Origin of the sequence: Acinetobacter sp., from assembly GCF_041911495.1 — a bacterium.
Classification (GTDB): domain Bacteria; phylum Pseudomonadota; class Gammaproteobacteria; order Pseudomonadales; family Moraxellaceae; genus Acinetobacter.
Window position 1 is genome coordinate 1 of sequence record NZ_JAYROT010000076.1, and the last position, 15,797, is coordinate 15,797.

The 15,797-nt window shown below is 41.0% G+C and carries 10 protein-coding genes; 7 read left to right on the plus strand and 3 right to left on the minus strand.

All coding sequences use genetic code 11. The annotated features are described in order from the left end of the window. Positions 1–1,140: 1,140 nt before the first annotated feature. The gene (locus tag ACE3PQ_RS09995; protein WP_374297440.1) at positions 1,141–2,829 is read left to right on the plus strand and encodes a DUF4394 domain-containing protein; all 1,689 of its coding nucleotides are present in this window, start codon (positions 1,141–1,143) and stop codon (positions 2,827–2,829) included. Positions 2,830–3,317: 488 nt separating this feature from the next. Here the strand turns inward: ACE3PQ_RS09995 and ACE3PQ_RS10000 are convergent, their stop codons facing one another. Beyond that, the gene (locus ACE3PQ_RS10000; protein ID WP_374297442.1) at positions 3,318–4,430 is read right to left on the minus strand and encodes an endonuclease/exonuclease/phosphatase family protein; all 1,113 of its coding nucleotides are present in this window, start codon (positions 4,428–4,430) and stop codon (positions 3,318–3,320) included. A 281-nt stretch (positions 4,431–4,711) separates the two neighbouring features. Between ACE3PQ_RS10000 and asd the strand changes: the two genes are divergently transcribed. The 5 genes from asd (at position 4,712) to truA (ending at position 10,840) form a co-directional block, all read left to right on the plus strand. Continuing rightward, the gene (gene asd / locus ACE3PQ_RS10005; RefSeq protein WP_374297444.1) at positions 4,712–5,827 is read left to right on the plus strand and encodes an aspartate-semialdehyde dehydrogenase; all 1,116 of its coding nucleotides are present in this window, start codon (positions 4,712–4,714) and stop codon (positions 5,825–5,827) included. 216 nt (positions 5,828–6,043) lie between these two features. After that, complete coding sequence (locus ACE3PQ_RS10010; RefSeq protein WP_374297446.1) at positions 6,044–7,720, plus strand: FimV/HubP family polar landmark protein; 1,677 nt, start codon at positions 6,044–6,046, stop codon at positions 7,718–7,720. Between the two features lie 2 nt (positions 7,721–7,722). Then, positions 7,723–8,913, plus strand: a complete 1,191-nt coding sequence (locus tag ACE3PQ_RS10015) for a hypothetical protein (RefSeq protein WP_374297448.1) — start codon at positions 7,723–7,725, stop codon at positions 8,911–8,913. 47 nt (positions 8,914–8,960) lie between these two features. Then, on the plus strand, positions 8,961–9,983 hold the full coding sequence (locus ACE3PQ_RS10020; protein WP_374297450.1) for an asparaginase domain-containing protein: 1,023 nt from the start codon (positions 8,961–8,963) through the stop codon (positions 9,981–9,983). A gap of 59 nt (positions 9,984–10,042) precedes the next feature. Then, positions 10,043–10,840, plus strand: coding sequence for a tRNA pseudouridine(38-40) synthase TruA (gene truA / locus ACE3PQ_RS10025; RefSeq protein ID WP_374297453.1), 798 nt, complete (start codon positions 10,043–10,045; stop codon positions 10,838–10,840). A 323-nt stretch (positions 10,841–11,163) separates the two neighbouring features. Here truA and ACE3PQ_RS10030 read toward each other — a convergent pair whose 3' ends face one another. Next, entirely contained in the window at positions 11,164–12,183 is a 1,020-nt protein-coding gene (locus tag ACE3PQ_RS10030) for an AraC family transcriptional regulator (RefSeq protein WP_374297455.1), read from the minus strand. Positions 12,184–12,436: 253 nt separating this feature from the next. On the opposite strand from ACE3PQ_RS10030, the gene infA reads away from it, so the two are divergent. Then, positions 12,437–12,658, plus strand: coding sequence for a translation initiation factor IF-1 (infA, locus tag ACE3PQ_RS10035; protein WP_004920223.1), 222 nt, complete (start codon positions 12,437–12,439; stop codon positions 12,656–12,658). A gap of 648 nt (positions 12,659–13,306) precedes the next feature. Here the strand turns inward: infA and ACE3PQ_RS10040 are convergent. Beyond that, entirely contained in the window at positions 13,307–15,613 is a 2,307-nt protein-coding gene (locus tag ACE3PQ_RS10040; protein ID WP_374297457.1) for a bifunctional (p)ppGpp synthetase/guanosine-3',5'-bis(diphosphate) 3'-pyrophosphohydrolase, read from the minus strand. Between the last annotated feature and the right edge of the window lie 184 nt (positions 15,614–15,797).

Sequence of the window (15,797 nt, forward strand, 5' to 3'; positions counted from 1 at the left end):
GGTCAGCTTCTGTTTTTAGGTTTTTGGCAAATTCTTTAGCTAATGCCAACATTGCTTCATCTTTCATGGTAAACACCTGTGTTACCCCCAACAACGTTGAGGGATAGTTTAAGCGTTTACACAGTTTTATTTACAGTCTCTTCCTGATACATTACAAGGTTTTATTTCAAGAGCCAATAAAACCAAATGGAGTTATGCTTTTTTAGCTTTTATACCACTTATCATTTTAGCCTTTATAGTCCATCTATCTTGGCACACATTACAAGATTTCACCTCAGTAAAAACGATTAATAACTTTGAAGAGGTATGGATTATCCTGATTCAACGTATACCCTTGACAATTCTTGTAATTACATTCGCTTCAATGTGTTTAGCTTTTTTATATAAAATGGTTAGACATTTGACTGAAATTCAGCAACAAGAGTTAAATTTATCAAAAATTAGTTTATTAGCGAGAGATGTGTCCGATTCGGAATTTAACAACCTTGAAGAAAGTGCTAAACAAAAACTCCGCATAGATCGAAAAATGAATTTAATCAGGGACTTTTTGAATTCAGAATTCAATAGATATCTTTCTTTTAATCAAAAAGAAGAAGCAAGAAAGCCCAAATACTCGTTCATACCTAGACTACCATTTGCAACGCCATTTCTCAAAAAGATAACGCAAAACAGTGAATCAAACTAGGACTTTATTACACAGATAAAAATATAAACCCGAATTGAACTCCCTGTCCAATTCAGACTGAGTGTTCTTTTAGAGATAACTGCACCTTAATCATACAACATGTGAAGTCTAAGTGAAGAATTACAACGTTTACACTTACCCACCACACTCGCACTATTAAGCTCAACTATACATTCATAATGCAAAACGATAGCTTAATAAAAAATAAACTTCGCTTTTATTTTGATCATATCTTTTTGCATAAATCAGATGTGTATTCTTTATGTTTTCGCCAAGTTTTTGGTGCAGTAATGACGTTTATAAATCAAAGCAACGATGTAGTTTCGTGCTTTCAATTTTTACAGAGTCAATCACAGCAATACCGATTTTGGTTTAAGCAAATCAAAAAATGGAAGCTATAAAATCAACTGAATAAACAAGTCTTTAATGAACAAAACAATGTCAGGAGTGACAATATGAAAAAGCGCAATTTAGTTTTAGCATTATGTGCCATTGGGAGTATCGGTTTAGCTGGCTGTAATGATGACGATTCAGACAATAATTTTTCCTCAACATCAGGAGACACCATCATTCTAACCAGTGATGGCATGATTAGTTCAATCAACAAAAATGCTCCAGATGAAGTTGTGTCCAACCGAAGCGTATCAGGATTGCAATCTGGCGATGAGTTGGTGGGTATCGATTATCGCCCGAGTAATGGCATGCTCTACGCAGTTGGGATGTTAGGTAATATTTATACCGTCGACCCTGATACGGGCGAGGCAACTTTTGTTGCAGCATTGACAGCAGATCCAAACGACACTACTGATGGTAATGATCCATTTGAGTCCATTATGGGTGATGCTGATCTGATCACCGTCAATTTCAATCCAGTTGCAGATCGACTTCGAGTGATGACCGAAACAGGACAAAATTTGCGAATCAATGTCGATACGGGTGCAACCATCACTGATGGCATGATCAATATGGATGGTGGCGATCCATCTGTCATCGCTGGTGCATATACCAATGCCTTTGCAGGAACAGGCTCAACCAAACTATATAGCCTTGATCAAAATAGCGACCGCATTTATTTACAGAATGCCAATGCAGGGACTTTAGGTATGTCTACCGCATTGGTGACTGGTGTCGATATTGCAGGCTCGATTGGCTTTGACATTGATGGCATCAACAATGAAGCTTATATTGCGTTGAAGTCATCTGGTCAATATATAATGCACACTTTAAACCTTGCAAATGTTACCACTGGAGCTGATGCTGTGGTGAGCTCGTTAAATTTGGCATCGAGTTATAATGACAAAAATATTCGTGGCATTACCTTAAAGCCCGCTGAAGACTCTTCGGCAATGGCATTGGGTCTGACGACTGACAACAAGATGCTCAGCTTCTCATTGATGACACCGAGTGAAACCACTGAAATCATGGTCACAGGATTAGCCACAGATGAGCGCTTAGTTGGTATTGATTACCGTCTTCGCACGATGACAGACAACTCAGGCATGCTATATGGTTTGACCAATCAATCTAATCTCTACACCATCGACCCAGCAACGGGTGTCAGCACCATGGTCAGCACACTTACACCAGCAGCTGACAGTGCTTTTGAAGAAATGGAGGGCGAGCAATTTGTAGTTGACTTCAACCCTGCCGCTGACCGCCTACGTGTCATTAGCAATACAGGGCAAAACTTAAGAATTAATGTCGATACGGGTGAAACTATTTTAGACGGTGAAATCAATGGTATCGAAGGTGCTGTAGTTACAGGCGCAGCTTATACCAACAGCTTCAAAACGGCGATTGAAGACTTAGGCACAGCGTTATTTGATATCGATCAAGCTAACAATTTGCTCGTACAACAATTACCGCCAAATGATGGCACGCTCATCTCTATCGGCACAATCGCAAATTCACTTGGCATGGATAATGGATTTGATATCGCAGGTGGTGATAATGGCTTTGCCTTTGCCACCGTACCATCAACAAGTGGCGGTTCAATGCTATATCGTGTAGATATCAATCCTGATACAAGTCTCACCACACCTCGAATGCGTCCTGCTGTGAATGTTGATGGCACGCCTAATGCAGAGGCATCCATGATTGGTGGTGACAGCAGTGTGATTGATATTGCAATCCTCTTGAAATAACAGCATCGATCAAATTCGATCAGTCAATCTAGCTTAGTTCAACGGTGTTGGACTAAGCTTTTTTAGATTTGAACTATTTTATTTGAACATTGAGAGAATATAGTAAAAAATAAAGCAACAAAGCATTGATTCAATGATGATAACTAACAAACGATACTCAATAAAAATTATTGAAACTGATGAAATCAACTTAAAATAATGAAATGACAACATCAAAAAAAAAACATAAACCCGAATTGAACTCCCTGTCCAATTCGGGCAATATGCGGTTGTGCGACGATTTTTGTTTTTATTAGGTCTTCCTTACCACATCTTTTCCATGATGATGTTCCATTCAGCTAAAGTCTATCCATTGTGTGGGCTTCCAAGCCCGATCCTGCGCTGATGTAGTTATCTTAAGAAAAACACACTTTCACCGAAAGTCGCAAATCACAACAGCTTTTGTAAGCCATTTCTTACAGTATTTTTACAACAGTACATATCACCCTTTATGGCGCTTGTACTTGACCGTTTGGAATATCAGTTTTTAGGTTCTCAGTCCGAGATTTTTCAATACCTTCTTGGATTTTTTCATCGGCTTCTTCTTGGTCACCCTCTTCCTCTTCGATCTCCTCATGGATGTGCTCATACATACGATCTGTTTGTAGTACGGTATACACAGGGAAATGATCCGAACCGATATGTGGTAGCCGTTCCATTTTTACCAATGCGAAGTCAATGCTGTGGAAGATATGATCCAATGACCAACGGAAGCATGGATAGTCCGCATGAAAAGTATTGATAAATTTGCGCCCAACACGTGGGTCAAGCAAACCACTGATGCGCTGAAAAAGGCGTGTGGTCTTCGACCAAGCCACATCGTTGAGATCACCCATAACGATACAACTTTGATCTATATCTTTGATTGCATCACCAACCATGAGTAGTTCCGCATCTCGCAAAGTAGACTCCGCAGCTTCCGTCGGACTTGGTGGCTGTGGGTGCAAACAATACAAATCGACTTCATTGCCTGAGCGTAAGATCACCGAAGCATGAATTGATGGGATTTTATCACTGAGTAAATATTTCACCTCGGCATCTTTGAGTGCAAGCTTGCTATACAGGTGCATCCCGTAGAGATTGTCTAAGGGCACAGCGACACGATAGGGATAATCTTTTTCGATGACATTCAAGGCATTTTGCCAAGATTGATCGGTTTCGAGAGTAAGTAACAAATCAGGTTGCAACTCATCGACCAGATCAATCAGTTTTTGATATTGACGATTTGGTGTCAGTACATTGGACACGATCATGGAGATTTGATTGTCAGGATTGATGTCTTCTTGGCGCACCAACTTGACTTGATCTTTCCATATAAACGTATAAGGCAAGATCATTTTCAGCTGATATGCGATTGCGACCATCAAGGCAATGAGTAAAATTTCACGCCAAATCGTCCACGCTTCAGGCCACCAAATCAGCCCTGCCAATGTTAAAATCCCGACAAATAAAATTTGTAATCGTGGAAAATCAGCGATACGAAACCACCATTCATCACGTGGAATCCGTGACGAAATGGTCAGCCAAATCACCAATATTGCCAAAATCACAAACAACAACATGCTGTAAATCCCCAAACTTTTTATTCGTTTTGTTGGTCAAGCTTACTTTAATGCACTGATATTAACCAATGATGGCAAACGGTGCAGAAATTTTTTGTTATTTATCAGCTTTTAAAAAGCTGAATAGATCATCAGAGTTTGGATTGCATTTTATTGCCCGCAAGCTTATAGAATTGTTACCACTTCGTATGATAAATGCTGTGCAGAACCCATCGCATTTGCTACACTTTAGTCCCTTTAGTCCTAATTACTTTTAATTAAAAAACCTGAGGCAAGATGACATGAAAGTAGGTTTGGTTGGCTGGCGTGGAATGGTTGGTTCTGTTCTGATGCAACGTATGGTTGAAGAAAATGATTTTGCGAATTTTGAGCCATTTTATTTTTCGACCAGTAATGCAGGTGGTGAAGCACCTACATTAGGTGGAAAGACAGCCCCTGCTTTGATGGATGCCAACGATATTAGTCGCTTGAAGCAGATGGACGTGATCCTCACTTGTCAAGGTGGTGACTACACATCTGCGGTCTATCCACAGCTTCGCAAAGAAGGTTGGAATGGCTACTGGATTGATGCTGCAAGTACACTGCGTATGGTGGATGAAGCGATCATCGTACTCGATCCTGTCAATGCTAATGTCATTAAAAATGGTTTGGCAAATGGTGTCAAAACCTTTGCAGGTGGTAACTGTACCGTATCTTTGATGTTGATGGGTCTAGGTTCTCTGTTCCAAAACAACTTCGTGGAATGGATGACTGCGATGACTTATCAAGCTGCATCAGGTGCAGGTGCGCAAAATATGCGTGAGCTGATCACTGGTATGGGCTATCTCTACAACAATACCAAAGACTTATTGGATGATCCAAAATCTGCAATCTTGGATATTGACCGTGAAATCGCCTCACTTCAACGTGGCGATAGCTTCCCGAAAGCGAACTTTGGCGTGCCACTCGCAGGATCATTGATTCCATATATCGACAAACAGCTTGAAAGCGGTCAGTCTAAAGAAGAATGGAAAGGTCAGGTCGAAACCAACAAAATCTTAGGCAATACGCAAATCGTCCCAATTGACGGGCACTGTGTACGTATCGGTGCAATGCGTTGTCACTCACAGGCGTTGACCATCAAACTTCGTCAAGATGTGCCTTTGAATGAGATTGAAGACATGATCGCTCAATCTAACCAATGGGCGAAAGTCGTGCCAAATACACGTGAAGCATCTATGACTGATCTCACTCCAGTGGCTGTGACTGGTACGTTATCTATTCCAGTGGGTCGTTTGCGCAAGCTCAATATGGGGAAAGAGTACCTAGGTGCATTCACTGTGGGCGATCAACTCCTTTGGGGTGCGGCTGAACCATTACGCCGTATGCTTCGCATCTTGATCGACTACAAATCTTAAACTGAAATAAAAGATTAAATCGACTTGCTTAAACGCAACGAAGCATTGTAAGTTATACCGTAGAGTGAATTCATTTGCTCTACGGTTTTTTACAACATATTAATGCCTACAAGCGCACATTTATACGTGACATTGTTAGATTGAACAGTTGTTAAAGGATGTGAATGACATCACCTCCAAAGTGGTACAGTAAAAAATAAGCAAGATGGAACGATCATGGGATTGCAACACAAATTTGGGGTAGCTTTTTTTCAATTAGGCTTAGGGCTAACGATTCTGACGCCTGTTATCAGCCATGCCCTCACCTTAGACCCTGTCAATATTGATTCATCTCGTGGTGAGCCATTGTACGCAGAGATTCCCTTTCGTCAGGCACAAAGCAAAAAATCAATTAATGTATCTATTGCACAGCCTTTTGAGTCGGGTGAAGTTGCTGTATTAGATGAGGCAAAATACGCTCATTACAACTTCTACGTTCGTCAAAATGCGGATGGCAACGGCGTAATCGTAATTACATCGAGCCGTGCTATTAATAGTGACATCATCGACCTTACACTGAAAATCGACGATGCAGGTCAAACACGCATTCAACAAGTACGTGGTAGCTTGCCAAGCCGTATTGATCGCTTAAAAAATAGCTTAAATGACACTGTACTCAAGCCTCGTTATGTCACCAATGATCAAGATTTAAAGCTGAGTCTGCCTGAAGTATCAAACTTACCCGAAGAAAACCAACTCAGAATTGCAAGTGCTGCACCGCCAATGATGCAGAAAAAATCAAACACTCCTGAGCCAAGTAAAAATAGCACAGTCGCATCTACGCCAAGTCTTGTGAGCGCTCCAGCGCAACAAGTGTATCGTCAACCGACAGTCTCGACTAAAGCGACTACATCCAATACAACTGCCACACAATCGACACCTCAACCAGTACGTAAAGATAAAAGCACCACGAATGCAACGGTTCCATCTCCAAAAGGCGAATTAAATATCAACGTCACACGCCGAGATTCAAGTCAACCTGCAACAAAAGCTGAGCCAGTTAAAGTTGCAAAAATTGCAACCCCAGTCGCACAACCTGCTGCAAAAGTTACTGCATCAAGCAAGCCAACAGCTCAACCTAGCGAACCGAAACCCATCGCCGAAAAAGCAAAGACAAAAACCACAACCGCTAAAAACGTACAAAATCAAAGCACTTCGACAACCGCGAATTCAAAAGAAAAGCATCAAGTCCAAGCCAATGAGTCACTATGGGGTATTGCGAATCAAATTTCCAAGCAAGAAAATATTCCGATCTCACAGGTCATGAAGCAAATTCAAGAAAATAATAAGCATGCGTTTATCAACGGTAATGCCAATCAACTCAAGCAAGGTGCTATTTTAAGCTTGAATTATCAATATCAAGTACCGACAGCAAAGCCACAAGCTACTGCACAAGTTGAAAAGCCTAAAGCAATGAAATCCCCTGCGCCACAAAAAGCGCCAACAGCAGCAGAGAAACAATCTCAAGCACATATGAGTATCGTCGCTGGCGATAGTAAGGGCTCAACGCAAGGCACCAAAGCGAAAGGAAGCGACAAAAAAGTTGCCAATGAGTTAACCGTTCGAGTGAAACAACAACGTGAAAGTGCGCTTGGATTGCAAAATAATGTCCGCAAACTAGATCGTGAACTCGTAGCAAAAGAAAATCGTATTTCGCTGATTAATGCACGTTTGGCAGAGTTGGAACAACAACTTAAAAAGCGCCAAGCAACAGAGTCGAAAACCGTTGAAAAAGTGAAGCCGAATGTCACTTCATCTACTACGTCCAAAGCGATAGCACCGGAAAGCTTGCAATACCAAACCTTATCAAATATTCATCAATATAAAATCGTTATGCAACAGGGGTTAGTCTAATTATGTCTACTGCAATTTTAGTGATCTGCGGGGTAATGCTGATCGTAGCGATCTTGGTTCGTATTCGTCAGAAAAAAGCGGAAGAAGAGCCACAGCAAAAGAAAACCACCAAAGCAAGCGCTACGAAAACGAGCAAAAAAACGGCTACAGTTGAAGCAAAGCCCGAAAAGAAAGTTCAAGTAAAAGCGAAGAAAGAAGCAAAACGTCCTCAAATTGACATTGATACTCTAACCGCAAAAATTGATGTCATGATTGCTGATCGTCAGTTTGCAAAAGCAGAAGGCATGATCAACCAAACATTGAATCAAGATGCCTCTCATCATGTTTTATATTCAAAGTTGATGAATATCTATGTTTTGCAACATGATGAATTCGCCATGAATCAGTTGCTCAACACTGTGCAAAATCAAAGATTAAATGAGGTTTATCAAGATCTTTTTAGTCGCAAAGAGTCATATCTAGAAGAAAAAGCTGCTTTAGCAGCGCGAGATCCTAGAAAAGCCGATGTTATTGAATACACACCTTCAACCAATGTGGCAGAAACTCCAGATTTTGATGTTCTCAATACTCATCACAACGCAAATGCTACATCTTCAACAAACGAGCCATTAACGTTCAACAATCCCACAAGCGCTTCAAGTTTTGACGACCTTAGCTTCAATGTTGATAGCCCAAAAGTTGAACAAGCAGATACGTCACTCAACTTTGATCAATCCATTACTGAATCAAAGCCAAATGATGATAGCCAAAGTTTAGTTTTCAATCTAGATCAGGATGCTTCTGCACCCAAAACAGAAAGTACGCCATCTTTTGATTTTAATCTTGATCAACCATCTACTGAGCAACCTACAACAACAAATATAGACTTCAATCTTAACGAAACGACTGAACAAAGCGAATCAACATCATTTGAAGTGACAACAAACTTTGATCAGACCGCTGATATTGGCTTTGAGTCCGAAGCAAATCCGTTTGATGCAGAAACAACTTTTGCCGAAGCTGATGATCCAATCACGCAAGCATTCCCTGCGCTCGCCCAAGTCAATCCAACAGCGCTAGACATCGAGTTGGCAGAGCAATATATTCGTCTCGGTGAAATTACAGCAGCAAAGCAACTATTAACCGTAGATCAAACACAACTAAGCGTCGATCAAGCTGAGAAAGTGCAACAACTTTTGCAGAAAATCGCTTAATTTTTATTTAAGAACAGATTTTAAAGCTACAATAAGCAACTTCCGAGTTGCTTATTTTTTTGCGCATGGCTTCAACACATATTGCAGTGATCTATATGGGCGGTACTTTTGGCAGTATCGGAACACCTCTCTACCCTATGCCTGCAAAAGTATTTTTAGAAAAACTACAACAGCACAGTGTTCAACACCCATTGAACGACTCACAAGAACATCATCTGCATTTTTTTGAAGCACCAAGTATTAAAGATAGTAGCGAACTGTCTACGATAGACTGGCTTGCACTTGCACAGCAAATTTTCGAATTATCGAACCAATTTCAACATTTTATTATTATTCATGGCACAGATACCCTGCACTATGCTTCAGCTTTTTTATCACATCTATTCACTGATCGACTGCATATTATTGTGACTGGCAGTCAATTGCCACTATTAGATTCGAATGGTGAGCACTTACACGCCAACAGTGATGCGTGGGCGAACTATCAATTTAGCGTTGCGCAAATTAAAGACATTACTCAAGGTTGTTATATCGCATTTGCAGGCAAGCTTCATCATGCCAATCAAAGCATTAAAACGCATACCACTGAACTTGAGGCTTTTCAAAGTAATTCTTTACCAAGAGCATGGCAAAGCGCGGTTCAAAATTTAGATTTTCATCAGATTGAACATTGGATTTTACAAGTTAAGGATATTCGCCTCACCAATTTGTATTGCACACCATCACCACCTGATCAGATTGCATCTCAACTAAATGTACTTCATCAAAATCCCCCCCAGATACTCATATTACAAACATTTGGTGCAGGCAATTTAGCTTATTCAGCGTCATTGAAATCCGCACTGCAAAACTTGATTGCAAAAAACTGTTGGGTGATCATAAGCAGTCAGGTATTATTCGGCGAACTTTCCAATGGCTACGCTGTGTCTTCGTGGTTATCTGAGCTTGGTGTCATCATTGAGCCACATTATAGTCAGGCAGACCTTTATGCACGCTCAATGCTGTTGTACTTGCAATATGCCGACCAACAGGATTGGCAAAGCTATTGGCGCAATAAAGCTATAAGCTAATTTTTAAGTTTTTAATTGTTTTAACTCGTCTATTAAATCGTTTTGGTAATCTGTCAGTTATGCAACGCTTTGCACTTGGTATTGAATTTTGTGGTACACGCTTTAAGGGTTGGCAAACTCAGCAAGCTGGTGTACGTAGCATTCAAGAAACCATCGAAACCGTCTTAAGTAAAATCGCCGATGAGCCCATCATCGTTCACGGCGCAGGACGCACCGATGCAGGTGTGCATGCTACCAATATGATTGCACACTTTGATACCAATGCAATCCGTCCTGAGCGTGGTTGGATCATGGGCGCAAATTCACAGCTTCCAAAAGACATCGCTTTGCAATGGATTCAACCGATGGGCGAAGATTTCCATGCTCGATTCAAAGCCTGCGCACGGCGCTATCGTTATGTTATCTATAATGCACCTCGTCGCCCTGCGCTACTTTGGGGACAAGTCACGCATGCACACTACGCATTGGACGTGGAAAAAATGCAACGTGCCGCACTCAAATTCGAAGGTACGCATAATTTTGAAACTTTTCGTGCAGCGGCCTGTCAATCCAATCAGCCTGTTCGCCATGTAAAACATTGTCGCCTATTTCAACACGGTGCTTATTTAGTGCTTGATATTCAGGCGGATGGATTCCTACACCATATGGTGCGTAATATCGTCGGTTGCTTGCTCGAAGTCGGGCAAGGGTTTTATGATGTGGATCATATTGATGATATGTTCGCTGCAGAAGATCGAAAAGCTGCAGGTATCACTGCACCTGCACACGGTTTGTATTTTATTAATGCGTATTATCCAGAGCAGTTTCAGCTACCCAAAACAGCAGTTGGACCATTGTGGCTCAACTTACCTGACTAGTTCTGATTTACTTGAAATCTAAAAATTAAGGGTCTAGATAACTTGAGTGCGGCATAAGAGGACTAAAAAACTTTATGCTACGTGGGGACGTCAGTCGCACTGTTTGAGGTCAGGACGATATTAGTAAGTTAATGTTTTTCAAAGCAGTGGTTTTGTTTCGGTATTTGACCGAGTTTGCGACTGACAAATGGTTTTGCCTACTTTTCCCGAAAGAAAAGTAGGTCGAACCGAAGGTTGATCTGTCCACATGCCCATAAACGGTACGACTCCGAGTAAGACTTCATATTTTCAATTAGATAAAGTAAATATTTATCGAACTCACGTTAGTTACTCTGTATCAACTGCTTACGCTTGCGATACTCCACAGGCGTTTCATCTGTCCAACGCTTAAATGCACGATAAAATGTACTTGGCTCAGAGAACCCTGTTAAATAGACAATGCGTTCTACACTCTCATTGGTACTTGCCAAAAGCTTTTTCGCCAAGCGACAACGATAATCTGAAAGAATTTGCTGAAAACTGGTATTGGCCTCACTCAGCTGTGTACGCAAACGGCGAGGTGTAATATTGAGCTGACCCGCCACAGTTTCTAATGTGGTTTCACCACTTTCTAGCGTTGAACCAATAGCACGACGCACCTCACCAACGAGGTCATAACGTGCTAATTCTTGAAGTTTCTCAACCGCCAACTGCTCATGTAGTTGAAGAAGTTCAGGCTCAGCCTGCCACATTGGAAATTCTAAAATAGCATGATCAAAATAAAGCCGTGTTTCCCGCTGTCCTAGACTGACTGGGCAACCATACACGCGAAGATACTCTTCTTCATTGGCACCTTCTTCAAAGTTAAAATCAATAAATGCAGGGGTGAAGCGACCTTCTGTCACAAACTTGAAAAAACGTAATACGCCAGAAAAAATACATTCACTATAGTGACGATTGACCATCGAATCGACAAACTCTTGCATTCCATTGGTGATATAACAGTGTGCTTCATTAATCACCAACTCGGCACTCAGCGCATCACTAATCAGACGCTGATAAGCCAAAGCTCGCTGTAGACCTTCGCCAAAGTTCGCACTACTCATAAATAGATGCTCAATCACTTGCCCACGATATAAAGGCAAATGCTCACCAAGATGCAATCCTGCATCTTCATCACTTGTCACTTGTACTAGTGCTGACCAAAAAGCATGCTGTGCACTCAGTGGTGTTCGGGCATTTGCCTGCATCTGCCCTTGTGCAACTCCTGCTTTGGCAAGAATCTCCTCAGTTGGCAAACCTGCCCGACGCATTGCTTGGTAGCCTAATCGCAAAATCACCGACGCATCAGTTAATTGACTCACGCCATACATCCTTTGTGTTTATCTTTTTAACACATTAAGATTAGCGCCAATTGACCAAACTGACAATGTATCTTGTCTTATTTTTGCAAAATATTTATAAATTTTTCAATTAAATGCATTGTAATCACATTCGATATCATTAAGTGCCTTATATCTGAAATACTCTAGAATAAATTACGTTGAGATTCACTTGAGATTTTGGATGATTTTTGCTACATTACGCACCACTATTTTCCAATCAATCAGGTAGGCCATGGCCAATAAAGAAGAACTCATTGAGTTTGAAGGCGTTGTCACCGAAACGCTTCCAAATACAATGTTCCGTGTTCGTTTAGAAAACGGTCACGAAGTTATCGCTCATATTTCAGGTAAAATGCGTAAACATTATATCCGCATATTGACTGGCGATAATGTCAAAGTCGAAATGACACCGTATGACTTATCTAAAGGTCGTATTACTTATCGTGCACGCTAAGCACCGTTTGATTTTTGCATAAAGTTATTTTTTGAAGTAATTGAATGAGTTAATCTGCACAAATTAGCCCTTAAATGTTAAAAGCCACAAAATTGAATTCTGTGGCTTTTTTAGTGCTCAAGAATTATATTAAGCGCAGATATAATCGAGACACAAATCACAACAAGGGAAGTTAATTAATCATTTCAAAATAACAAATATTTTAATCATTGCAATTGGAACCATAGGTTTGCAAGCTTGCGTAAATAGCAACCAGTTGACTAAAAGACAAGACTTTGTTGCTTATCTCGACCAATTTAAAGGTAAAACGCAGGATCAGTTGAAACAAGAACTTAACTTCAAACAGTTTGGCTTCGATGCTTCAAAACAAAAATTGGGAAACAAAACCAATCTATGATGCAATATCGTATTCATCGCCCTATCTCAGTACCAATCCCAATGTTTGAACCTAATTATGGTGCTTCTAGTGGAGGCGCTAGTGGGATGCAACCAACTTTACATACATCGGCAAACTCTTATGAAGTTGATATGACCTGTAATATTACCTTTCACTTAGAAAATCATATCCTGATAAGTTGGGAAGCAAAAGGAAAGGCTTGTTATTACAAGCCTTTTCAATATAAAAATTTTCCAAAACAGTTAAAATATTTAACTACCTTGCACCAAACGCCTTGCACTAATAATCCCCGGCTGTTGCTCCAGTCGAGCAAGCAATTTTGAGAGTTGTGCCAACCCCTTAACTTCAATGAGTAATTTCAAATTGGCAATGCCGTCATTATCTGAAAGTGTATTCACCTGACGGATATTGACATGATCTGCAAAAATGACTTGCGTCAAATCTTTCAATAAGCCACGTCGATCGTATGCTTCCACCACGATCTGCACACTCTGACCACGTGTCGGTTGCATTTCCCAGTCCGCTTCTACACCACGCTCAGGTTCGTTCTCGATCATCCGTAGATAGTCTGCACAGGCGATTTTGTGGATACTTACACCACGATTCAACGTGATATAACCACCAATGGATTCACCATGTACAGGTTGGCAACAGCGTGCAATATGTAGCTCGACATTATCCAAGCCATCAATCAAAATGCCGTGCGCTGAGAGCGTATGACTGGCACGAGGATTCAGTGTTGGTTTGAGTACGAGCTCAGGTTCTTCCGCATCAAGGTGCATTTGCTTATTGATTTGATTCATCAACGAATGCAAACCAATATCACCTGTCACCAACGCCACTAAAATATCGTCACCCGTTTTGACATTGAAGTGATTTACATAGTCATTCAAATCAATACTTTTTGGGTGGATCGCTAGGCGTGTTAGCTCTTTGTGTAAGGTTTCACGTCCGACGTCGATATTTTTGGTACGATCTTGCTGTCTAAACCAATGACGAAGCTTGTCACGTGCTCGTGCTGTTTTGATGTAGCCGAGTGAATTGACTAGCCAATCTCGATTTGGCTCACGATCCTTCTTGGTGAGAATCTCAACTTGCTCACCAGTTTTAAGCACATAGGTCAAAGGCACATAACGCTGATTCACACGAGCAGCATAGCAACGATTACCAACTTCGGTATGCACATGATAGGCAAAATCTAGCACTGTTGAATCACGTGGCAATTCTTTGATATCACCGTCACGGCTAAATACATAAATTTTCTCAAAACCTTCAAAATCTTGAAGATTTTCCTGATCTTGCTCATCCTCATCATTGAGGTGTTCAGGTTGTGATTCTTTACGTTCTTGATAGTTTTCAAGCACAGAACGCAATGAATGCAGACGATGATTAAAGCGTTGATCGGTACGCTTCTCACCTTCTTTATAATTAAAGTGCGAACATACACCAAGCTCTGCTTCTTGGTGCATTGCGTGGGTACGTATTTGAATCTCTAGCGACTTATTCTCAGCAATCACCGCAGTATGCAATGAGCGATAACCATTGGCTTTTGGATTGGTAATGTAATCATCAAACTGATGCGGAATATGACGCCACATTTGATGCACAATACCCAAAGCGTGATAGCACTCAGGTACACTATTCACCAAAACACGGAGCGCACGAATATCGTACAGCTGATCAAAGCTGAGGTTTTTACTGCGCATCTTGCGGTAAATCGAATAGATATGCTTCGCACGTCCAGTAATTTCCGCATGAATATCATTCCGTTCGAGTTCTTGCTTTAAATGCGCAATCACAGACTGAATATATTGCTCACGCTCGGTTCTTTTTTCATTGAGTAATGAGGCAATTTCTTTATAACGATCTGGTGAAAGATAGCGAAAAGCTAGATCTTCCAATTCCCATTTCAGCTGTGCAATCCCAAGACGGTGCGCAAGTGGCGAGTAGATCGTTAAGACTTCACGAGCAACTCGCTCTTGGCGTTCTTTTGAAGCATTATTCAACTGACGTAAGCTATACGTACGTTCTGCAAGCTTAATCAAAACCACACGTACATCTTCAGTGACAGAGATCAGCATCTTATAAATGCCTGTCAGATGCTCACGCTTATTATTATTAAAATGATCTTCGAGATGTTCATTTTGCTCAATCAGATCAGACAGTTTCCCCATTGCCAGTGCACCTTGCACGAGCTGTAAAACGTCATCACTAAATTGTTCTTCGACGGTACTTAGTTCGACAAAACCTTCACGCACACTACGATACAGCATCGCTGCAACCAATGTGTGCTCATCGACATTGAGATGCGCCAAAATATCCGCCATCCCAACACCCATCGCAAAGGCATTGGTGCGGTGCTTTACTGCGCTATTCAGTTCTAACTCAAGTGCTGAATGACTCGCTTGCTTCAACCAATCAAGTGGTTGACCATTGAGCTGTTCGATACGCTCAAGCCAAGCCACTAAGTCGATTTGTGTTTCTGCGGCATGCTCCCCAGTCGTCACTACAGAAAGCTCGTTGAGTCTTCCTGGTAGCTCCTCCCGTACTGTGACCATACCATCCTCCGTATCATTATCACTTGTTGATCTTGCTTTACACTAGTTTTTTCAAACTCGGTTTATCACAACATCTATTGTATCTAAACAATTTATATAAACTTCAATACGGCAATTTGAACTACAACACAGAATTTCTAAAAACTTGTAAATTTTTAATCACAATCTCAGATGAGATTATTCA